This window comes from Mucilaginibacter sp. KACC 22063 (assembly GCF_028736115.1).
In the GTDB taxonomy this organism is placed as follows: Bacteria; Bacteroidota; Bacteroidia; order Sphingobacteriales; family Sphingobacteriaceae; genus Mucilaginibacter.
This window is the reverse complement of sequence record NZ_CP117877.1, coordinates 2,880,633-2,902,621: the sequence shown is the minus strand read 5'-3', so window position 1 is coordinate 2,902,621 and position 21,989 is coordinate 2,880,633. Positions and strand designations below refer to the sequence as shown.

The following is a 21,989-nucleotide window of genomic DNA, read 5'->3' as shown; positions in this document are numbered from 1 at the left end:
TTCGCAGATGCAAATTTAAAAATCAAATTTAACTCTTGTACGTATTCCCCATTCAGGTGCATTTGGATGATCCAGGTAATTGAATCTTCTTACAAGGTCAACCCTAATAAATTTAAATATATTTTCGATACCAACGCTACCTTCTATGTAAGGTTTTGAACCCAATGCATAAGTGATAGGTGCGCCGCTACTTTCAACAGGGAATTGATATAATGAGGGGTGTAAAGCTGGATTGTTCTCGTCTCTTACACCGCCGTATAATGCTTTAAATGAAAAGGTTTCGCGCCATTTTAAGCGTTTTAATAAAGGTATTTTATTAAAGAAGAAACCGTTAAAATGCTGGTCAATAGTAAACGCTGCATAATGGTCACTCACAAACTCCATGAAATTCATGAGGTTATAGGAGTCAAGATCGTACGCATAAGTCTGGTTGGCTCTATGTACTACCAATAAAGGGTAAGGTACCTTGCCAAAAATATTGCCACCCTGTAAAGTGATATCGGCATAGCCTAATTGAGAGAAATAAGTATGCTTATCAATCCGCAGGTCAACCTTTGAATAATTGTATTCGCCGCCAAAAACATCCTTCAATCCTTCGGTAAAGTTGAAGGTAATAATAGGATATTTAGTGAAGATAGGGGTGCGGTAAAGTTTACCCTGGTAAAATTGCTCATGCGGTGCATAGCGCAGCTGCAGGGTAGCTTCTGTAGTAGTCAGGTCATGAATACTGTTGGGGAGGCCATCAACAAAGTTGTTGAAGTATAGTGAACCAGCCGGAGCTTGTTTCCAATTTTTTAAACCGATTGAATAAGAAAAGTGATTTTGAAATTCACTTACATAATCCAAGCGGTAAAAGTCGTTGTATAAATATTTATCGTTAACGCCGCGTTTAAATGATAACAGGAAATTGTCTTCCTGAACAAATTGTAGATCAGCACCCGGAATAGAGGTATCGTGCTGATAGCTTGCCCTGATGTAGTGCTGAGGGAAACTATAGATTGACTTATCATTAAGGGAATAGGTGGCGCTTAAAAAATACTTCCACTTTTCGTCTTTAAAACCATAAGCACCATAGGTTTCAAAGTAGTAACGCTTGCTTAACTCAGGCGTAGTACGCCCACCCAGGCGTAATCGCAAACCTTCAATAGGGTTAAAGCTGTAAAAGGTACTTGAAGGTCCAACTTCAAATTTGCCGAATGATTTATAGCCCGCTAATAATAAAGCAATGATATCTGAAGTGCGTCTGTATGATGGCATGCGGTGCAGGCTATCAATATTGCCATAGACTTTTGATTCCGCCTTGCTTAACGTATCCAAACGGTTATCTGCCCAAAACTGGTCGGTTCGCCGTTTAGCATCATCTGTTGTTATTTCACTCAAACCCTCGTAGGTAGTATCAGGACGGGGTTTATTGATAACATAATTTTTAAACGTTATCGTACGTTCACCAAATAATCCGTGGTCGCCTTTTTTGCTTATCCCAAAATCGGCCTGAATATCGCTGCGGCTCATGTGCCAGCGGCCATCAGGGTTTTGTTCAAAATCAAGATTGGCGTGTAGTGTACGTACCCAGTTAAGATTGATGCTTTTGTTAATAGTCAAGTTTGCTTTTTGTACGGCATAATTACCATCAAGTGTGATAAAAATATCACCTTCAAAAAGCATATCCGTTGTGTTACGTGGCGTAAAGCTTAACTGTATCAGTTTGGTATTATTTACCATAACTGTATCGGTTATGAAAAACTTATAAAAGGTTGGCGCAGCATCAGCAATAGGACTAAGGAACTGATTGGTCATCAAGAATATGTTATTCTGATATATATCAATATCATTATACATACGCTTGAAATAAGTGCTGAAACCTTCGCTGTCTAAGAAAGCCCCTATATTAACCGTTTTTTCTCCAAGGGTGATCTGCTTTTTCTTTTCAGGATCACGGCGATAATAGTTTTGGGATAACTTTTCTGTTAAAAATACAGGTAACAGGGTCTTGCCAGGCAGTAATGTACTGTCCTTATTATCCAGGAAAAACTTATATTTTCTGAAGAATTTTTTGTCACCCAGTTTTTCAGACACGTTGATGAAAGACATCTGCGTCTTGTCATACTCTTTATACTCAACAAAGTTATAAGCTTCGGGCTTGTTCTTTGGCTTGTTCTCAATTACTTTGCGTATCAGCTCAACAGCCGGGTTGTCCTTATTTCTGTATCGTTGTTTCTTGCCCGATTTTACTATAACCTCATTTAGCTGTTTAGTATCAGGAAACAGTCGAACGTTAATGACCTGCTCTGTTTCAGGCTTTACAGGCATCGTGACGGTTTTGTAACCTACAAACGATACGGTGATCTGCGAGTAGGGCTTTATAGATTTAAGTGAGAAGTTTCCCTTATCATCGGTGTTCATGCCAATACTGCTTCCGGTAAAAGCAACTGTGACATAGGATAGGGGGCGTTTGGTTGCGGCATCTGTTACTGTACCGCTTACTACGGTATTTTGGGCCAGTGCAACCGAAGAAGCAATAACAAATAGTAATAGCGATAAAATAAATTTATTCAAGTTGTTAAAGCTCATTCAAGTTACAATACCTGCAATTATCCTTTTTGTTTAGTATGACCTTAGATAATCTATAACGTTTAACTGTTGCCAGACTTATCTTAATAAAATCAATTAACGTTATTTAACATATTGATAATTGATAGCCGCAAAAGTGAAAATTTAAAACGAGAATATTGTAGAAAGAAAGTCAAAAATTAATCAAATGATTGATTAATTTTTTTGATTGAATTGTAACAAGAATAAAAGAAAACGGCCACCATAGGCAGCCGTTCTGTATATACATGAAATCTTATAAATGATCTACAAGTTCCTGGTAGTAATCTAAACCTAAGTGGGTAATTAAATCTTCGCCCATCATGTGGCGCAGGGTATTTTGCAGTTTCATTAACTGTTTGAAAATATCGTGCTCCGGACGTAAGCCAGGCGCAGCCTGTGGGGATTTTAAGTAGAAAGATAACCACTCCTGAATACCGCTCATACCTGCACGTTTAGCAAGGTCGCTGAAAAGGGCAAGGTCAAGTGCTACCGGTGCTGCTAAAATTGAATCGCGGCACAAAAAGTTGATCTTGATTTGCATGTGGTAACCTAACCAGCCAAAAATGTCGATGTTGTCCCAGCTCTCTTTGTTATCACCGTGAGGAGGGTAGTAGTTGATACGTACTTTGTGGTAAAGCTCACCATAAAGCTCAGGGTTAGCTTCAGGTTGAAGGATATCTTCTAATACGCTTAATTTAGAAACCTCTTTAGTTTTGAAGTTTTCAGGATCATCAAGTACTAAACCATCGCGGTTACCTAAAATGTTGGTAGAGAACCAGCCTTTAACACCAAGTGCGCGTGCAGCCAAACCTGGAGCAAGGATGGTCTTCATTAAAGTTTGACCAGTTTTAAAATCTTTACCGGCAATTGGTGTTTCGGTGCGTTTAGCAAGCTCAACCATTGCAGGGATGTCAACTGTTAAGTTAGGAGCACCGTTTACGTAAGGGTGGCCTAATTTTAAAGCTGCATATGCATAAAGCATACTTGGCGAAATCAGTTTATCATCGTTAGCTAAAGCAGCTTCGAAAGCTTCAACAGTTTGGTGAATTTCGGTTTCTTCGAAGTAAACTTCTGTAGAACCACACCATAAAACTACAACACGGTCAAGGTTGTGCTGTGCTTTAAAGTTGTTGATATCGTCAATTAACTGCTGGGCAAGTTCGGCACGGGTACCTTGTTTTACGTGGGTACCGTCAAGGTTACGTGCATAATCTTTATCAAAAGCAGCTTTCATCGGAACGATAGCTTCCAGTTCTTCTTTGACAGAATTGAGCAGATCTTTTTCTAAAACTTTAGCATGTACAGCAGCTTCGTAAACATTATCACTATATACATCCCAACCACCGAAAACAACATCGGTAAGGGGCGTTAAAGGCACGAAGTCTTTTATTTTTGGTGAACGGTTTTCAGTTCTTTTACCTATACGGATATTGCCCATTTGTGTAAGTGAACCGAAAGGTTGAGACAACCCTTTGTTTACGGCTACTACACCTGCAATTAAGGTAGTGGCAACAGCACCCAGACCCGGTATCAAAATACCAAGTTTACCTTCTGAAGGTTGAACGTTGTTTTTCATTTATTAATATTTATTCGAGTTAACAATTTATTTATATCCAATTATTAGCTTTATACCAGTTAATCGTTTTATCTAAACCACTATCAAGGTTATAAAGCGGGTAAAAGCCCAATTCCTGCTTTGCTGTTTCAATGCTGCATGCCCAGTTAGGAGCGATAATATCTTTAAGCCTGTCTGGGGATGGTTCCGGATTTTTACCGCCCAAATAACTTACTTTTTCTTTAAACGATGCAAGTAATTTTACAAAGGTGACAGGCAGATGAAACTTCGCAGTATGCAAATTTAATATGTCCTTAACAATTTTTTGTAATTCAGTACGATCATAAAAATTACCGTCAGAAATATTATAGGTTTTAAAGTTACCTCCGTATAGCGCTTTTACACTGGCAAGGGCAACATCCTTTGCATAAATGTAGCTTAGCTTTTGTGGCTGGGTGCCTATATAGGTTTCTTTACCGCCAATCAGTTTATTTAACAATGGTAATAGCTGCTTACCACCCGGGCCATAAATGGTTGCCGGCCTTAATATGGTGTAAACTAAGCCCGGCACTTTTTGTAAAAGTAATTCTGCCACTAATTTACTGCGGCCATAATTGCTTACCGGGTGCGGTTCAGTGTTTTCGGTAATAATACCGTTAAGATCCTTTAGAGGTCCAACTGCTGCAAGGCTACTGATAAACACAAGCTTTTTTACCTGGCCAACTGCGGCTTTTGCCAGATTGATAGTAAGGGTAGTGTTCACGTAATCATACGCGCCGCGGTATGAAGCATTGTTTAAGCCCGCAGCGTGTATGATATAATCGTATTTGTTTTCTCTGATATTTTCAGCAAGCAGTTTCTGATTGCTGTATTTGAGATTGGTAAATTGTACGTTGTATGCTTTCAGATGCGCTATGTTGCTTTTCTTTCGTACGGCAACATACACATCAAGGTCGTTTTTTAATGCTTCCTCTATAATGTGGTGGCCAATAAACCCGCTTGCGCCGGTTATTAAAACCCTTTCCCTCATATCTCTTTCTCGTAAATTCTGTAGGTTTTGTATTGGTCGCCGCCAATAGCTTCAATGGCACGGTTTACCATGTCATTATGTTCTAATGTCCATGATGCTTCGGCATATTTTAAACCTTTGCGGCGGTATTCTTTTATAATTGATCCGTAAAGGCAAGCTTCAATACCCAGTTTGCGGTAACCTTCAATAACGCCTAACAGCATAATACGGATACCCTGTATTTTCTTTTTGTTAAGTAAAAGCTTAAAGATACCTGTTGGCAGCAAACGGCCTTTCTTGATGGTTTTCAGTATCTGGTTAACATCAGGCACTGCAACACCGAAACCCACAATTTTTCCTTCTTGTTCTGCAACGAGTGCAAAGTCTGGGTCTAATATCAGTTTAAGATCTTTGGCTGTATAATCAAACTCTTCGTTTGTCATCGGGAAGAAGCCCATGTTTTTATCCCACGCATGATTATAAACATCGCGTAGGGCATCCGCTTCTTTTTTAAATTCTTTGAGGTTTATTTTACGGATGGTGATGTTGCTATTGCGTTTTAAGCGCTCTTGCAGTTTATCAAGCATCTGTAAAGACTTATCGTTATAGCTTTTATCATCCCAATGCCATGCGAGTAGATCCACTTGTTTGTGTAATCCGGCTTTTTCAAGCAAGTCTATATAATAAGGACGGTTATACGGCATCATCACCATTGGCGAACTGTCGAACCCTTTTACCAGTAAGCCGCATGTTTCGTTGGTTGACGGGTTAACCGGGCCAACTAATTTAGTAGCGCCTTTTTCTTTTACCCATTTAGTTGCGGTTTCAAACAATATATCGGCAACTTCCTGATTGTCGATGCAATCAAAAAAGCCAAAGAAGCCGTCATTAACATTGTTAAACTTATTATGATTGGTATTGTAGATTGCACAAATACGCCCTACAATTTTATTGTCGTCATAAGCCAGGAAACACTGCAATGAAGAATGTTTATGAAAGGGGTGCGTGGTAAGTATGTCGCGTTGTGCGATAAACAGTTCTGGTACGTAGTAAGGATCGTTTTTGTAAAGCTCGTGTGGGAAATCAATAAATAAACCAAGTTCTTTTTTTGAACTTACGGCAATGATCTTTGTCATGATATTGATATAGAGTTATTAGGGGTATAAACAAAATGAGCTATTTTGTAGTAAAATAGCTCATTTAATTGGCTTATATTTTTTCTTTTATCGAGTGGGCGTCTACGCCAACCTCTTTAAATGTTTTTGCTATCTTTTCAACAGCTTCCTCAATCTGGTCAAACGTGTGTGTAGCCATTAACGAGAAGCGGATCAGTGAAGAATCTGAAGGTACCGCCGGAGAAACAACCGGGTTAACAAATACGCCTTCTGATTGCAAAAGCTTAGTCACTAAAAACGCTTTATCGTTATCGCGTACATAAACCGGTAGGATAGGGCTTTCTGTTGGGCCAAGATCAAAGCCTTCTTCAAGCATTAACTTGGTAGCATAGTTAGTATTGTCCCATAACCTCTGGATACGATCTGGTTCAGATTTAATAATATCAAGTGCTGCAATAACGCTGGCCACTGTTGAAGGCGGCATACTTGCGCTGAATATTAATGAACGTGCATGGTGCTTTAAGTAATCAATTACATCTTCATCGGCAGCAATAAAACCACCTAATGATGCTAATGATTTACTGAAGGTACCCATAATCAGGTCCACATCATCGGTTAAACCAAAGTGTGATGCTGTACCAGCGCCCCTGTCACCTATAACACCAAGGCTGTGTGCATCATCAACCATAACGTTGGCACCGTATTGTTCTGCAAGTGCAACAACTTCAGGTAACTTAACAATATCACCTTCCATGCTGAAGATACCGTCAACCACGATCAGTTTGGTAGCTTCTTCAGGTAATATGCTCAACTTACGTTGCAGGTCCTGCATGTCGTTGTGTGCATACTTAATTACACGGGAAAAAGATAAACGGCTGCCATCTATAATAGAAGCATGGTCGTATTCGTCAAGAATTAAATAATCGTTTCGGCCTGTAATTGATGATAAAACCCCAAGGTTAACCTGAAAACCGGTACTGAAAAGCACAGCAGCTTCTTTACCTACATATTCGGCAAGCTGATTTTCTAATTCGATATGAATATCAAGTGTCCCATTTAAAAAGCGGGAACCGGCACAACCTGTACCATATTTATCAATCGCTTTTTTTGCTGCTTCTTTTATTTTGGGGTGGTTGGTAAGGCCCAGATAAGAATTGGAACCAAACATTAATACCCGCTGACCGTTTATGATAACCTCAGTATCCTGCCCCGACTCAATAGGCCTGAAATAGGGGTATACCCCTTTCTCTCTGGCCATTGCTGCTGTCGTAAACTGAGCAATTTTATCATGTAGTTTTTTACCCATGAATTAATTTAACTTAAATTTTTTGTAAAAATACCATGAAAAAGCTTATAACTTATACTTGGCTTGTAATTTTTTTATCAGATTACTTATGGCTCCCATAAAAAATACTAAAGGGCAAAGTAATTAAAAAAAATCGTGATGTTGTAATGTTGGTTGAAAAAAACCCTCAAACCACACCTAAAAGTAAGTATTAATATATAAACTGATGAGTATGTTCAAATATTGTAACTTTTTAGATAATTGATAAATAACCTGAACCTTTGTTATATATATGCGTTTCTATTGCGTTCAAGTACCTGCATGAAAAAAAATTATCTACTACTACTATTAACTATATTTATTACCCAGGCAGTTAATGCTCAGGTTAATGATACCCTTACCCGCACTTATTCTTTAAGACAATGTATTGATTATGCCTTAAGAAATCAGCCGGCAGTGAGGCAGGCCCAAATCGACGAGGAAATAAACGAGCGCGATATCAGGATCGGATTATCGGCCTGGTTGCCACAAATAACTACCAACGGCAGTTACGATCGCTACTTTCAGCGTAGCGCAATACTGGCAGGCGGTTCAGGCGGAACTAATACCGGTTCGGGCACAGGCGGCACAGGTACGGGTGGTACCGGTACCGGAGGAACGGGAACAGGAGGTGGTACAGGCACAGGTACCGGAACAGGCACCGGGTCGGGCACGACAACATCAAACCAGCAATCGGTAATTGCTGCAGCCAGAAATGTATCAAGCTTAGCACTACAGGCTAACCAGGTGATATTTAATAACGATGTATGGCTCGCCTCTAAAGCGCAGCGTTATTCAAGGCAATATTATAAGGAGAATACGCTAACTACCCAGATCAACCTGGTATCTGAAGTAAGTAAGGCCTTTTTTGATGTATTACTTTCTCAAAAGCAACTTGATATTTTAAATGAAGACATCAAGCGTTTGCAGCGCAGCCTTAAAGATGCCTACAACCGCTACCAAGCAGGTGTAACGGATAAAACTGATTACAAACAGGCCAGTATATCACTTAACAATTCCATTGCCAGCCGTAAGCAAACAGAGGAGTCTGTTAAAAGTAAGACGGCTTATCTTAAACAGGTAATGGGCCTGGAACCAAACAAGTATGTAACATTACAATATGATTCGACAAGGTTTGTGCAGGAGGTTGCTATTGACACCAACCAAACGCTTAACTACGAGAACAGGATAGAGTACCGTCAGCAGTTAACACAGCGCAACCTTCAGTCGCTTAATGTAGATTATTATAAATATGGTTATCTGCCATCGCTTTCGGCTTTTGCCAGCTACAGTATGCTTTACTTTAACGATGACTTTAAAAAACTTTACAATAACAACTATCCTACATCATTAGCCGGTTTAAGCATCAGCATACCTATTTTTACAGGTACACGCCGCCTGCAAAACCTGAGTAAAGCACGCTTACAGATCGAAAGGACTAACCTTGATATTGTAAATACCCGCAATACAATCAATACCGAATATGCACAGGCATTGGCGTCTTATAAAAGCAACTACACCAACTGGGTATTGCTAAAGCAGAATGTGGATATGGCCAAAGACGTTTATAATGTAGTGAGCCTGCAGTATCGTGAAGGTGTTAAAACATACCTGGATGTGATTGTGGCACAGGCCGACCTGCGTACTGCAGAGTTAAATTATTATAATGCTTTATTCCAGTTGCTGTCAAGCAAAATTGATTACGAAAAAGCTTTAGGCATTTTACCAGTTAGATAATTATCATATGAGTTCTAAATATTTACGTCTACTAAGTTTAGCTGCATTGGCGGCTTTATCTTCCTGCAAGCAAGGTGAAAAACAGAATGCAGCGGCAATGCCTGCTACACCTGTATCTGTCGCTGAGGCAAAAAAATCTGATGCAGTTTATTATGATCCGTTTCAGGGTACGGTAACAGCGCTTAACAGCGTGGAACTGCGCAGCCAGGTTTCGGGATTTATAACCGGCATTTTTTTCAAAGAAGGTACTGTTGTAAAAAAGGGAACCCCTTTATATGAAATTGACAGAAGGAAATATATCGCAGCTTATGAGCAGGCAAAAGCTAACCTGGCCAGCGCCAACGCCAATCTGGTAAAAGCGCAAAAAGACGCCGACCGCTATTCATTCCTTTTAAAAAATGATGCCGTAGCACGCCAGACTTATGACCAGTCTGTTGCTACCCTGGAAACCAGCAAAGCACAGGTAGCAGTTGCAAAAGCCGGCGTTACCTCTGCACAAACAGACCTTTCTTACTCGCTGATACGTGCACCCTTTACAGGCCGCATAGGTATTTCTCAGGTTAAGCTGGGGGCACAGGTTACACCGGGCACCACCTTGCTGAATACGATCTCCAGCGAAAATCCGATAGGTGTGGATGTTGTGGTAAACGAGCAGGATATCGATCGCTTTTACAACTATCAAAAGCATTATACAGATTCAACCTTCAGGTTAACGCTATCTGACGGAACGCTTTATAATAAGCCCGGGAAAATATTTGCCATTGACCGCGGCGTGAATAATCAGACCGGCACAGTTAAAGTACGCGTACAGTTCGCCAATGACAAGGATGTTCTAAAAGACGGTGAAGCAGGCGTTTTAAAAGTACTTAACGAAAAATCGGGCGAGCGTGTGATCATTCCATATAAAGCTATTACCGAACAGGTGGGCGAATACTTTGTATTTAAAGCCCAGGATACGGTTGCTCATCAGATTAAAGTGGTTTTAGGCCCGCGCATTAATGATAACGTGGTAATTATGGATGGTGTTAAGCCGGGAGAGAAAATTATTACTGATGGCTTTCAGCGCTTAAAAGACGGCGGGAAAATCACATTGGGCAATCCTAACCAACAACAAGGCGGTGCCGCTGCAGTGCAGGGTGGAACTGGTAGTAAACAACAAGGCAAATAATACCCTAATTAAAAGACAATGATCGCAGATACCTTTATACGAAGGCCGGTAACGGCAATTGTAATATCATTGGTAATTGTAATTGTGGGTATTATATCCATGAGTACATTACCTATCGGGCAGTATCCCGAAATTACCCCGCCAACCGTACAGGTGACAGGCACCTACACCGGTGCCGACGCACTAACGGTAGAGCAGACAGTGGCTACCCCGGTAGAGATACAGGTGAACGGTACCCCCGGCATGACTTACCTGCAAAGCAACAGTACCGGTACTGGCCAAATGAACATGACGGTGAACTTTGAAGTGGGTACAGATATTAATATCGCCGCTCTCGACGTTCAAAACCGTGTGGGCATTGCCCAGCCAACCTTACCGCAGGAAGTACAGCGTTTAGGCTTAACGGTGCGTAAACGTAACCCCAGTATTTTGATGCTCGTGGCAATCTATTCGCCTCAGGGAGACCATGCTGTTACATTTCTTGACAACTACACCAATATTTTTGTTCGTGATGCGCTTTTGCGTACCAAAGGCGTAGGTGACGTGTTTACACGTGCAGATGATTTTAGTATGCGTATCTGGCTTAAACCGGATAAACTGGCTGCCCTGGGCATGACCGCTGCCGATGTAACCAATGCTTTACAGGAACAAAACGTACAGGTTGCGGCAGGTACCGTAGGTGCGCCACCGCAAGAGCATGGACAAACTTTTGAATATACCGTTTTAACTAAAGGGCGTTTAATTAAGCCTGAAGAGTTTGAAGATGTAATAGTGCGTACCCAGCCTAACAATGGTGCAATTGTCCATCTTAAAGATGTGGCAAGGGTACAGTTGGGTAAATTTAATTATCAGGGTAATTCATTTGTTGATGGCAGAAGGGCATCATACCTGTTAGTATACCAGGCACCCAACAGTAATGCACTGGAGACCTATGAAAATGTACTGGCTACCATGGATCAGCTTAAAAAAACATTCCCTCCGGGTGTGGATTACGTGGTTCCGTTCGAGTCGGCATCTGTTGTGAAGGTATCAGTACATGAGGTGGTAGAAACGCTGATCATCGCCCTGATATTGGTAACCATCGTAGTGTTCCTATTCCTACAAAGCTGGCGTGCAACGTTGATCCCTGTATTGGCTATCCCTGTATCAATCATCGGTACTTTTATATTCTTTATACCATTAGGCTTTACCATAAATACACTTACCCTTTTTGGTTTCGTACTGGCTATTGGTATTGTGGTGGATGATGCCATTGTAGTGGTAGAGGCTGTGCAGCATTATATTGACGAAGAAAAATTGTCGCCTAAAGATGCAGTACACCATGCCATGCAGGATATATCTGCACCGGTTATTGCCATTGCCTTAATCCTTGCCGCGGTGTTTGTGCCGGTAGGCTTTGTACCGGGCATCGTTGGGCGATTGTACCAACAGTTCGCTATCACTATTGCTATATCAGTATTGATCTCGGCATTTGTGGCATTGTCATTAACGCCTGCGCTTTGTATGCTGTTGTTACGTGAGCATGATCCTAATAAGAAAGGCAATTTCTTAGACCGGTTCTTCGAGAAGTTCAACAACTGGTTTGGCCGAGTGACCGAAAAATATGAGCATGGGGTTGACCGCAGTATTAAGCATTCGCGCCTGGTGATTATCATATTGGTTTGCATTATCGTAGGGACAGTCTTCCTGTTCAAGAGCAAGCCATCGGGCTTTATCCCTGTAGAGGATGACGGTCGTGTGTACATTACTTATGATTTGCCCGAAGGTTCATCTACAGAACGTACAGTTAGCGTATTAAACAGCATGATGCACACGCTGGATAGTATCCCGGCTATTGGCCACTATGCAGCTTTGGGCGGATTAAACGTTGTAACCTTCTCTACCAAATCAAACAGTGCAACTATTTTCGTGCAGCTAAAACCATGGGACGAACGTTCTGATAAAAAGGATCAGTTGTTTGGTGTAGTGGCTACTTTGCAAAAACGTTTGGCAAGGTTCAAAGAGGCTAACGTGGTTGTAATTCCGCCGCCTGCTATCCCGGGTTTGGGTAGTACGGCTGGTTTTTCATTCATATTGGAAGAAAAGCAGGCCGGTGGCGATATTCATAATTTTGAGAATGTAATGCGCAATTTCATTGCCGAAGTAAGCAAACGTCCGGAGATAGCTAAAGCATTTTCGTTCTTTACATCGCGTACACCTGCGTACCAGTTGGTAGTTGACCGTGAAAAGGCAAAACGGATGGGAGTTTCCATTTCTGATATTAACAATGCTTTACAGGTTTACATGGGTAGTAGTTACATTAACGACTTTACCATTTATGGCCGTAACTTCAGGGTGGTGGCGCAGGCCGATACCAATTACCGGACAAATATTGGCAACATCGGTCAGTTCTTCGTGCGTAACCAGGCTGGTTCAATGGTGCCATTGAGTACGGTTACGTCATACAAAGTAATTGAGAACGCACCTTTAATATCGCATTATAACTTGTTCCGTTCAGCGGAAATTGACGGTAACCCTGCTGATGGTTATAGTAGCGGTGACGCTATTAAAGCCTTACAGGAAGTTGCAGCCAAGTCTTTGCCACAGGGATATGGTTACGAATTTTCGGGCTTAAGCCGGGAAGAGTTGTTATCGGGATCCAAAACGGTATATATCTTTATCCTGTCCATTGGCTTCGTGTTCTTGTTCCTTGCCGCCTTGTATGAGAGCTGGTCTGTACCATTCTCAGTCTTATTAGCGGTGCCGTTAGGTGCATTTGGTGCGATACTGTTCCTCAGCTTTTGGCCGCACTTGAATAACAACGTTTATGCACAGATCGGTTTGATTACGCTGATAGGTCTTTCGGCGAAGAATGCGATCCTGATCGTGGAGTTTGCCAAAGAGCGGGTTGACAGCGGCTGGGATCTGGAAAAGGCAACATTAGAGGCGGTACGTCTGCGTTTACGTCCCATCATTATGACTTCGCTTGCATTTATATTAGGAGTGTTACCTTTGGTATGGGCATCAGGCGCTGGTGCGCAGGCAAGGCAAACTATCGGCTGGACAGTGTTCGGCGGTATGCTTGCTGCAACCTCCATGGCTATATTTATTGTACCCGTGCTGTTCTTCGTAATTACCCGTTTTGCTTATGGTGAGAAAAAGCTAAAAGAAATGCAGAAAAAACGCGAAGCGGAAGAAAAAGAAAAGAAGCAAAACGACGGTAAAAACAACGATGATCCGTCTGCTCCTCATATTATATTACCCGGAGAAGTGTAAACATTAACGCAAATACCTACTTATAGCGTCATATTTTGTTAAATAAGGTTAAAATGGCATGGGAATAACCCATGCCATTTTTCTTTGTATGTATTCAACATTGTATACTCATGCTGACACTTTCAGAAAATTGTACAGTGTGTATTTGATTTAACATTTGTCAACGTATTGCAACTTCTCTTAACATTAAGTTTACAACTATATATACTAATAAATTATTGAAATACAGCTTGTATAAGCGCTATTTTGACAGTTAATAGTAGTCAAGTAAACATCTGCCCAAATGTTAAAAACGCTGTTTTTGGCACGTATTGGCAAAATATTTGAATGTACGGGATCGAACACAATCTAAATATTTGTTCACTAAAAAATACGAAAATGACTACTATTAAAAAAACTACAAGATTAGCAGCAGCAGCATTTGCAGTAGCTGGTTTATTATTCGCAGGAACTTCAAAAGCACAATCTACAGGTAGCGATTCACAAGCATGGCGCTTTGGTGTAGGTGTTGAGCCAGGTATACCAACAGGTAATATGCATGATTTTTCTCACTTCGCATTAGGCGGTAACGCACGTTTACAAAAAGACCTTAACGGAAGTGTATCAGTAATGTTAACCGCTGGTTATACTAACTTCTTCGCAAGAAACTATGATACTCCAGCAGGCAAAACTGATTTTAATGACTACGGCATTGTTCCGGTAAAAGCTGGTATCAAAGCATATTTTGTACCTCACGCTTATGTAAGCGGTGAAGTAGGTGCCGGTTTTGAAACTAACAACAATTTTATGAACGGCTATGACAAAGGTACTAAGCTGATCCTTTCTCCTGGTATTGGTTACTCCATGTCAGGTTCAGGCCTTGACTTAGGTGTACGTTATGAAAACTTCTCTGGCGGTAACAGTGGTAACTTTGGCCAGGTAGCCCTACGTATTGCTTACGGTTTTAAACTGTAATTTGTAAATACAAATACCTTTCAACAAAAAGAGCTTGCCATTTGGCAAGCTCTTTTTGTTATATAAATGATTTTAAAGCTTACTGTAATTTGCCTAAGGCAGCTTTAATGCGTTTCATGGCTTCAACAAGCTTATCTTCTGCAGCAGCGTAAGATAAACGAATTGATTTAGGATCGCCGAATGAATCGCCACCAACTGTAGCCACATGCCCTTCTTCTAACAGGTATAAAGACAGGTCATCGGCATTGTTGATTTTACGGTCGCCAAAGCTTTTACCGAAGAACGCCGTAACGTTAGGGAAAAAGTAAAATGCGCCGTCGGGCAAATTAACTTTAAGGCCGTCAATCTCTTTCAATAAATCGTATACAATACCACGGCGTTTTTTAAATTCATCGCGCATATGGTGTACGCTTTCTAAACCACCATCGTACGCGGCTGTACCTGCACGCTGAGTGATAGAACAAGTACCCGAAGTAATTTGTCCCTGCATTTTATCGCAAGCCGCAGCAATTTCGCTGTTTGATGCCGTGTAACCAATTCGCCAGCCTGTCATGGCGTAAGCCTTAGAAAAACCATTGATGATTACCACACGGTCTTTAATGGCAGCAAACTGAGCGATAGACTCGTGTCCGCCTATAAAGTTGATGTGTTCGTAGATCTCGTCAGATAATATATATACATGCGGGTTACGCTCAAAAACCTCTGCTAAGCCTGCAAGTTCTTCTTTGCTGTAAACACTGCCTGTAGGGTTACATGGCGATGAAAACATAAAGAGTTTAGTTTTAGGCGTAATGGCAGCTTCAAGTTGCTCAGGTGTGATTTTAAAGTTGCTTTCAACAGTAGTATCAATAAACACACTTTTACCTTCTGCCAGTTTAACCACTTCAGAGTAAGATACCCAGTAAGGGGTAGGGATAATTACCTCTTCGCCTGGGTTAACAAGGCAAAGTACGGCATTGGCAATAGCTTGTTTAGCACCGGTTGATACTACGATCTGTGAAGCATCATAATCTAAACCGTTTTCGTCTTTAAGCTTCTTTACAATTGCCTTGCGCAGGTCGGGGTAACCGGCAACAGGGGTATAATAAGTAAAGTTATCATCCATTGCTTTCTTGGCAGCATCTTTTACATGTTCCGGTGTATGAAAATCAGGTTCGCCAAAGCTTAAGCTGATAATGTCAACACCTTTGGCAGCCAGTTCGCGGCCAAGTTTTGCCATTTTAATGGTCTGGGATTCGGACAGATTATTGATCCGGTTACTTAAAGCACTCATAACTATATTTTTATGTCGGCGGCAAATATGAACAAACTTTAACGCTTATTAAAGGTTGTTTTTAAATTTGTACTCAATTTATCGCTTTGCAAAAAAAACGTAACATCATCGTATTTGCACTTATTGTGAGCGTGGCGCTCATGCTTGCAAAATTTACAGCTTATTTTATAACCTCTTCTAATTTTATCCTTACAGATGCCGCCGAAAGTATTGTGAATGTAATAGCCAGCGCCTTTGCATTTTATAGTATTTACCTGGCTTCGCAACCACGCGATATTAATCACCCGTATGGGCACGGTAAGGTGGAGTTCTTTTCAGTTTTTATAGAAGGTACCCTGATCACTATAGCCGGTATCGTCATTGTATTTAAAGGTACCTACAGCCTGTTTACACCTCATGAGGTTCATCAGGTACTTACAGGTGCCATTATTATAGGCGTTACGGGCGCTATAAATGGCTTGTTAGGCTTTTATATGATAAGGCAAGGTAAATCCCTTAACTCCATCACACTTGAAGCTGACGGCAGGCATTTACTTACAGATACGGTTACCAGTGGTGGTTTGGTTGTCGGGCTTACTTTAATGTATTTTCTGCCTTATGCATGGCTGGATAGCGCTTTATCTATCATCGTAGGTATATATATCATTATAACAGGTTATAAGCTGATCAGGCGTTCGGTAGGTGGTTTAATGGATGAAGCAGACTTTGAAATTGTAGAGCAGATCATTAAAGTATTGAATGAGCAGCGCAAAGAAGAATGGATTGATGTACATAACCTGCGTGCGCAAAAGTATGGTCATGAGCTGCACATTGATTGCCACATGACTTTGCCTAACTACTTTGACTTAAACCGTGTACATGATGAAGTGAAGCTAGTTGATAAAATTGTGAATACGGAAGCCGGTATACATACTGAGTTTTTTATCCACTCAGATCCATGTATCCCAGAATGCTGCCACTATTGCGGCATGCCTAATTGTCCGATACGCTCTGAAGCTAAAACGGAAGACATTCCGTGGAATATGGATAATGTAACGCGCAACAAAAAACACTTCGAAAAATAATGGCATTATTTAATGTACGTGTTTATGGCCTGCTAATTAACGAACGCAATGAGATACTCATTAGCGACGAACAGGAATATGGCTACCAGTTCACTAAATTTCCCGGTGGCGGATTGGAATTAGGAGAGGGGCTGATTGATGGATTGAAACGCGAATTTCAGGAAGAATGCTTAGCAGAAATAGAAGTATTAAGCCATTTTTACACAACCGGTTTTTATGTAAAATCGGCGTTTAACGATTCGCAGATCATCAGTGTATATTACATGGTACGCAGCATTTCTCCGCTAAACTTAAATTTTAAAAACAAAGTGTTCGACTTTGATGGCGAAGGCGATGTTTTACAATCCTTCAGGTGGATACCCCTGTCTGAACTTAATGTTGAGCACATGACTTTCCCCATCGATCAGCACGTAGTTAAATTACTAAAGCAACAATAATGACACTTGCAGAAAGAGATGCAAAACTAATATGGCATCCCTACACACAAATGCAGACTGCCGGTTTGCCAGTAGGCATTGTACGCGGCGAAGGCGCTTGTGTGTACGACGAAGACGGTAAAGAATATATAGATGCCGTTTCTTCATGGTGGGTAAACTTATATGGACACGCCCATCCACACATAGCCAAACGGATATCCGAGCAGTTAACCAAGCTTGAGCATGTAATATTCGCAGGCTTTACGCATGAACCGGCTGTTGAGCTGGCCGAGCGCTTATTACCGCTGCTGCCACATAACCAGGCTAAGGTTTTTTATTCAGATAATGGTTCTACCGCTGTTGAGGTAGCCATAAAAATGTGCCTACAATACTGGCTTAACCAAGGCAAGGCCCGTACTAAAATATTGGCATTTAACAACGCCTATCATGGCGATACCTTTGGAGCAATGGCTGTTAGCGGCCGTAGCGCTTTTACCGCTGCCTTTGATCAGCTATTGTTCGAAGTGGAATTTATTGATCTGCCTCATCAGAAAAATATCTCACAACTAAAAGAACAGATTTCTAACCTTAAAGATGAGCTGGCCTGCTTTATTTACGAGCCTTTGGTGCAGGGATCTGCGGGTATGATTATGTACCAGCCCGAATGGCTGAATGAGTTGCTGCAACATTGCGCAGCTGAAGGAATCTTGACAATAGCAGATGAAGTATTTACAGGTTTTGGACGCACAGGTAAACCATTTGCCAGCGATTATATGCCGCAGAAGGCAGATATTATGTGTTTTTCAAAAGGATTGACCGGCGGTACAATGGCGCTTGGTGTAACCACCTGTACACAGCAAATTTATGAGGCTTTTTTGTCTGAGGATAAAATGAAGACGCTATTCCACGGGCACTCTTTCACTGCAAATCCTATAGCCTGTACAGCCGCCTTAGCCAGCCTTGATCTGTTTACAAGTGATGAAACGCCAGCAAACATTAAGCGTATCGCAGACCAGCACCACCAATTCAGGCAAAAGATAGAAGGCCATGCTAAGATCCGTTCTGTTAGGCAAACAGGTACAATTATAGCAATGGAGTGGGAAACAGGAAACGAAACATCGTACCTTAGTCCGCTGCGCGATAGGCTTTACAAGTACTTCCTTAATGCCGGGATCATTTTAAGGCCTTTGGGCAATATCATCTATATTTTACCACCGTATTGTATAACCAATGAGCAACTGAGCTATATTTACAGCAAAATTACTGACGCTTTAAACGAAATTTAAGATGGCTTTGAATGATGTGCTTCCGGTTATAGTTGCCGATGATAAATTACACGCTAAGTGGTTGAATACCCTTTCATTAATGGAAAATACCGGTGCCAGGAAAATATCTGCCTGTGAAGACCCGCTTACTGTAACCTATATTATTTTAAAGCATGCCGCTGAAGAACACCGCCATGCTTTTTACCTGAAGAAACAGATAGAGAAGATCGCAGGCGCTAATTTACCAACCTATGCTGGTGAATACCTTTTGGCACCGGCGAGCAGTAGATACTATTTAAATCAGCTGGATGTTTCTGTGAGCCGCTATTTAAAAAAGGAACTGAACCTGGCAGGAGCAGAGCTACGGTTTGCAGCCTATTTGCTGGTTACTTATGCTATTGAAGTGCGTGCAGACGAACTTTACCCAATTTATCAGGACATCCTTACCGAAACAGGAAGCAAGGTGAATGTAAAATCAATCATACTGGAAGAGGAAGGGCATCTGGAGGAAATGATCAACCAATTGAAATTCTTTTCGCCAGACTGGGAACACCATGCTGCAAAAGCTGTAGAAATAGAAACGGGATTATTTAACAACTGGGTTGAGACGCTTTCTAAAGAATTACAACTGGTTGCCTAATAATTTAAATATTCGGTATATATCGTTTCTAAAAAAGCCTGCCCTTTGCGCAATGTCTCATTATTAATTTGCTTAGGGGCATGCGGGTATTTCATATAGATAATGCGGTCGCCCTCATTGTCATATGAAATACTCTGTTCAGGTTGCATAAAGCCCAGCCCGTTATCCCAATCGAAGAATGCAAACGGTTTGCTGTAAGGGTTCAGCAGGTTTTTAGACCATTGGAAATCCTGATGTGGTAAACCCATCTGTGCAAGCAATGTAGCTGCAATATCGGTTTGGTTGCCAAGTAAATTGATGCGCTTGCCTTTAAACTCATCCTTAATTACATCGCCGAAAAACAATAACGGTATGTGGTATTTCCTCGGGTCGTAAGCCTCAGATGTATTTCTTGGCAAACGGTGCCCGTGGTCGGCTACTAAGATGAAAAGCGTATTTTTATACCATTCCGTTTTCTTGGCTGCTTCAAGGTAAGCGTTAAGGCTCGAGTCGGTATAAAAAGCCGTACTTCTGAACATATTGCCATTGTCTTTTCCCGGAAACTGCGGTTTACCACGCAGTTCAAAAGGTTCGTGGTTACTTAACGTTTGCACGTAAGCAAAAAACGGCTGCTTTTGCTTATTAATGATGCCGATATTTTTGTTAAACATCACATCATCATAAGCCCCCCATTTCGACTGTATCTGTGATTTGGCAAAGTTGCTTTCTTCAATGATCTTATCAATTTTATGATCTTTTACATAAGACCTGAAATTCATGTAATCGATATCACCTCCATAACAGTAAGACGTACTGTAACCCTGCTTTTTCAGATCATCTGATATGGCAGGAAGTTTCTTTTGCTTGGCATCTTCGGTAATGATGGTACGTACCGCTTGTGAAGGGAAACCACTTAGTATGGCGACCACGCCTTTATCTGTACGGTCGCCGGCTGCATAGATGTTATCGAAAAGCACACCTTGCTTAATCCATTCTTCAAAGTGCGGAGCCACGCCGCTGTCGCCCCCAAGCGATTCAATAATATCAGCTGTATAACTTTCCAGCTGTACTATGACAACATTTGGCCGTTTGGTTTTAAGTATGGAAACTGTGGTATCTTTTTTTACGGCGTAGGTATCATTTACAATCTTTCTTGCTTCGCCGAAAGGCATAAACTCGTAAGGATTATAACCATGCCGCATATTCTGCACTACGTTATGAAACAGGTTCCATTCGGTGTTCAATACTGATTGATTGAGGATTTGCTTATCAGAGAAGTATGCCTTTTGCTCATTTATTGGCGCGCCAAATAAGCCACCACGAATGAAAATAAAATTGATAAGGCAAAACAGCAATGCTAAAGGGACTTTAACAGTAGGTGAAAGCTGTGGTTTCCTGAATTTGAAATCAACAACAAAGAGCGAGATGATAATTCCGAGTGCAAATAACGTTACACCGATGGTAATGCTCAAACCAATAGGGGATGATCCGGTAGAAGCCACAGCTTCAGAAGGGGACACATATAAAGTATTAAAAACCCTGTAATTGACTTTTGTACCCCATTCGCGGAATATATTAAGGTCAATGATGGTTAAGAACGAGATAATAAATATGCAAAACCAGGTATATACTTTAAGCCATATTGATGGTATGCGCGAATTAGGAATAAACCAGCTGATTACGAAAGTAAGCAGGGGAATGGTACAGATGTAAGCTGCTGCGGAGTAGTCGAGCCAAAGTCCGTGCGCAAACGTGAGCAGAATTTCTTTAAACGAGGCATTGCTGAGCTTTTGGTGGAAGTAAAGCTCAAAGGTCAAACGGGTTAAAAAAAATACAATCAGCCAGAAAATAAAATACCGGCAAAAACTTAAAAAGCTCCTTAACATTCAGGGGCGAAATTAATTATTTACCCACAATGTTAAGAAGCTTTAAATGAATTGTTAATGAATTTGTTTAGCGACCGCCGCCAGCCATGTTTTTAAGGTCGGTAAGGCTGATCTTGTCAAAACCGGCAGGGATAGCATAAGTACCCGCAGGTGCTTTTGAATCATCAATAGATTTAAGTGTGTTAGTTACTGCCATTCCGTTCTGGAATACAGTGAACTGAACAGGATAGCCGCCTGCTTTTGCATAAAGTTTTGAAGCAGTACCCAGTGGTGCAGTAAAATCTGTAGTAACCCAGGTATCATAAGCTTTACCGTCTTTATCTTTTGCAATTACTTTTTTGCAATTGAAACCGCTGATTTGTTTAGTTTCAGTTGTTGGGGTAAAAGTTAATTGAGGTAATTGAGCTTGCGCTTCTTCCATTTCTGCTGGTGTTGCAATACCCGCTTTTTTGATGTTAGCTACAGGTACATCAACCAATACAGCTAAATAATCTGTCTTGCTGTTTGAAAGCAGAACGATTTTAGCAGGACCCTGATTGGTTACAGTTGCGCTTGAATCGCCTTTGAAATATACGGTGGCTTCGCCTGTCATGCCATTAACCTGAGCAGTATATACTGCTTTGCCTTCTGTGTAAGCTTTTTGTGCAGATGCACTTAATGCGGTTGCCGAAAGAACTACGCCCAGGGCAACATTTAAAAATTTTAATTTCATGTGGTTAAATAATCATCCAAGATATTTGTTTCTAAAGTCAGATAC

Annotated in this window: 16 protein-coding genes; 8 read left to right on the top strand and 8 right to left on the bottom strand. The window is 41.2% G+C overall.

What is annotated here, in order from left to right; all coding sequences use genetic code 11:
* Positions 1 to 15: 15 nt before the first annotated feature.
* From PQ461_RS12475 to spt, 5 genes are all read right to left on the bottom strand, one after another.
* Positions 16 to 2,556 carry a DUF5686 and carboxypeptidase-like regulatory domain-containing protein gene (locus PQ461_RS12475; RefSeq protein WP_274205855.1) on the bottom strand — a complete coding sequence of 847 codons (2,541 nt, stop codon included), beginning with the start codon at positions 2,554 to 2,556 and terminating at the stop codon, positions 16 to 18.
* A 289-nt stretch (positions 2,557 to 2,845) separates the two neighbouring features.
* On the bottom strand, positions 2,846 to 4,168 hold the full coding sequence (locus PQ461_RS12470) for an inositol-3-phosphate synthase (RefSeq protein WP_274205854.1): 1,323 nt from the start codon (positions 4,166 to 4,168) through the stop codon (positions 2,846 to 2,848).
* Between the two features lie 31 nt (positions 4,169 to 4,199).
* Complete coding sequence (locus PQ461_RS12465) at positions 4,200 to 5,177, bottom strand: NAD-dependent epimerase/dehydratase family protein (RefSeq protein ID WP_274205853.1); 978 nt, start codon at positions 5,175 to 5,177, stop codon at positions 4,200 to 4,202.
* Positions 5,174 to 6,292: a GNAT family N-acetyltransferase gene (locus PQ461_RS12460; RefSeq protein ID WP_274205852.1), complete on the bottom strand. Its 1,119-nt coding sequence runs from the start codon at positions 6,290 to 6,292 to the stop codon at positions 5,174 to 5,176. The genes PQ461_RS12465 and PQ461_RS12460 overlap by 4 nt, the downstream gene beginning before the upstream one ends.
* A gap of 73 nt (positions 6,293 to 6,365) precedes the next feature.
* Complete coding sequence (gene spt, locus PQ461_RS12455) at positions 6,366 to 7,577, bottom strand: serine palmitoyltransferase (RefSeq protein ID WP_274205851.1); 1,212 nt, start codon at positions 7,575 to 7,577, stop codon at positions 6,366 to 6,368.
* A gap of 300 nt (positions 7,578 to 7,877) precedes the next feature.
* Here spt and PQ461_RS12450 point away from each other — a divergent pair, with 300 nt between their 5' ends.
* The 4 genes from PQ461_RS12450 to PQ461_RS12435 all read left to right on the top strand — a co-directional run bounded on the left by PQ461_RS12450 (position 7,878) and on the right by PQ461_RS12435 (position 14,709).
* A complete protein-coding gene (locus tag PQ461_RS12450; RefSeq protein ID WP_274205850.1) occupies positions 7,878 to 9,332 on the top strand; it encodes a TolC family protein in 1,455 nt (484 codons plus the stop codon).
* Between the two features lie 7 nt (positions 9,333 to 9,339).
* Entirely contained in the window at positions 9,340 to 10,500 is a 1,161-nt protein-coding gene (locus PQ461_RS12445; protein ID WP_274205849.1) for an efflux RND transporter periplasmic adaptor subunit, read from the top strand.
* 18 nt (positions 10,501 to 10,518) lie between these two features.
* Positions 10,519 to 13,755 carry an efflux RND transporter permease subunit gene (locus PQ461_RS12440; protein WP_274205848.1) on the top strand — a complete coding sequence of 1,079 codons (3,237 nt, stop codon included), beginning with the start codon at positions 10,519 to 10,521 and terminating at the stop codon, positions 13,753 to 13,755.
* 378 nt (positions 13,756 to 14,133) lie between these two features.
* Positions 14,134 to 14,709 carry a hypothetical protein gene (locus PQ461_RS12435; RefSeq protein ID WP_274205847.1) on the top strand — a complete coding sequence of 192 codons (576 nt, stop codon included), beginning with the start codon at positions 14,134 to 14,136 and terminating at the stop codon, positions 14,707 to 14,709.
* Between the two features lie 79 nt (positions 14,710 to 14,788).
* On the opposite strand, the gene PQ461_RS12430 is transcribed toward PQ461_RS12435, so the two are convergent.
* On the bottom strand, positions 14,789 to 15,982 hold the full coding sequence (locus tag PQ461_RS12430) for a pyridoxal phosphate-dependent aminotransferase (RefSeq protein ID WP_274205846.1): 1,194 nt from the start codon (positions 15,980 to 15,982) through the stop codon (positions 14,789 to 14,791).
* Between the two features lie 86 nt (positions 15,983 to 16,068).
* On the opposite strand from PQ461_RS12430, the gene PQ461_RS12425 reads away from it, so the two are divergent.
* The 4 genes from PQ461_RS12425 to PQ461_RS12410 are packed head-to-tail and all read left to right on the top strand — an operon-like array spanning position 16,069 to position 19,367.
* A complete protein-coding gene (locus tag PQ461_RS12425; protein WP_274205845.1) occupies positions 16,069 to 17,046 on the top strand; it encodes a cation diffusion facilitator family transporter in 978 nt (325 codons plus the stop codon).
* Positions 17,046 to 17,483, top strand: a complete 438-nt coding sequence (locus PQ461_RS12420) for an NUDIX domain-containing protein (protein WP_274205844.1) — start codon at positions 17,046 to 17,048, stop codon at positions 17,481 to 17,483. The genes PQ461_RS12425 and PQ461_RS12420 overlap by 1 nt, the downstream gene beginning before the upstream one ends.
* On the top strand, positions 17,483 to 18,748 hold the full coding sequence (bioA, locus tag PQ461_RS12415) for an adenosylmethionine--8-amino-7-oxononanoate transaminase (RefSeq protein ID WP_274205843.1): 1,266 nt from the start codon (positions 17,483 to 17,485) through the stop codon (positions 18,746 to 18,748). Before PQ461_RS12420 ends, bioA begins: the two co-directional genes overlap by 1 nt.
* 1 nt (position 18,749) lies before the next feature.
* Positions 18,750 to 19,367: a hypothetical protein gene (locus PQ461_RS12410; RefSeq protein WP_274205842.1), complete on the top strand. Its 618-nt coding sequence runs from the start codon at positions 18,750 to 18,752 to the stop codon at positions 19,365 to 19,367.
* On the opposite strand, the gene PQ461_RS12405 is transcribed toward PQ461_RS12410, so the two are convergent.
* Positions 19,364 to 21,163 carry an LTA synthase family protein gene (locus tag PQ461_RS12405; protein WP_274205841.1) on the bottom strand — a complete coding sequence of 600 codons (1,800 nt, stop codon included), beginning with the start codon at positions 21,161 to 21,163 and terminating at the stop codon, positions 19,364 to 19,366. The genes PQ461_RS12410 and PQ461_RS12405 overlap by 4 nt on opposite strands.
* A gap of 136 nt (positions 21,164 to 21,299) precedes the next feature.
* Positions 21,300 to 21,944: a DUF4412 domain-containing protein gene (locus PQ461_RS12400; RefSeq protein WP_274205840.1), complete on the bottom strand. Its 645-nt coding sequence runs from the start codon at positions 21,942 to 21,944 to the stop codon at positions 21,300 to 21,302.
* Positions 21,945 to 21,989 lie beyond the last annotated feature (45 nt).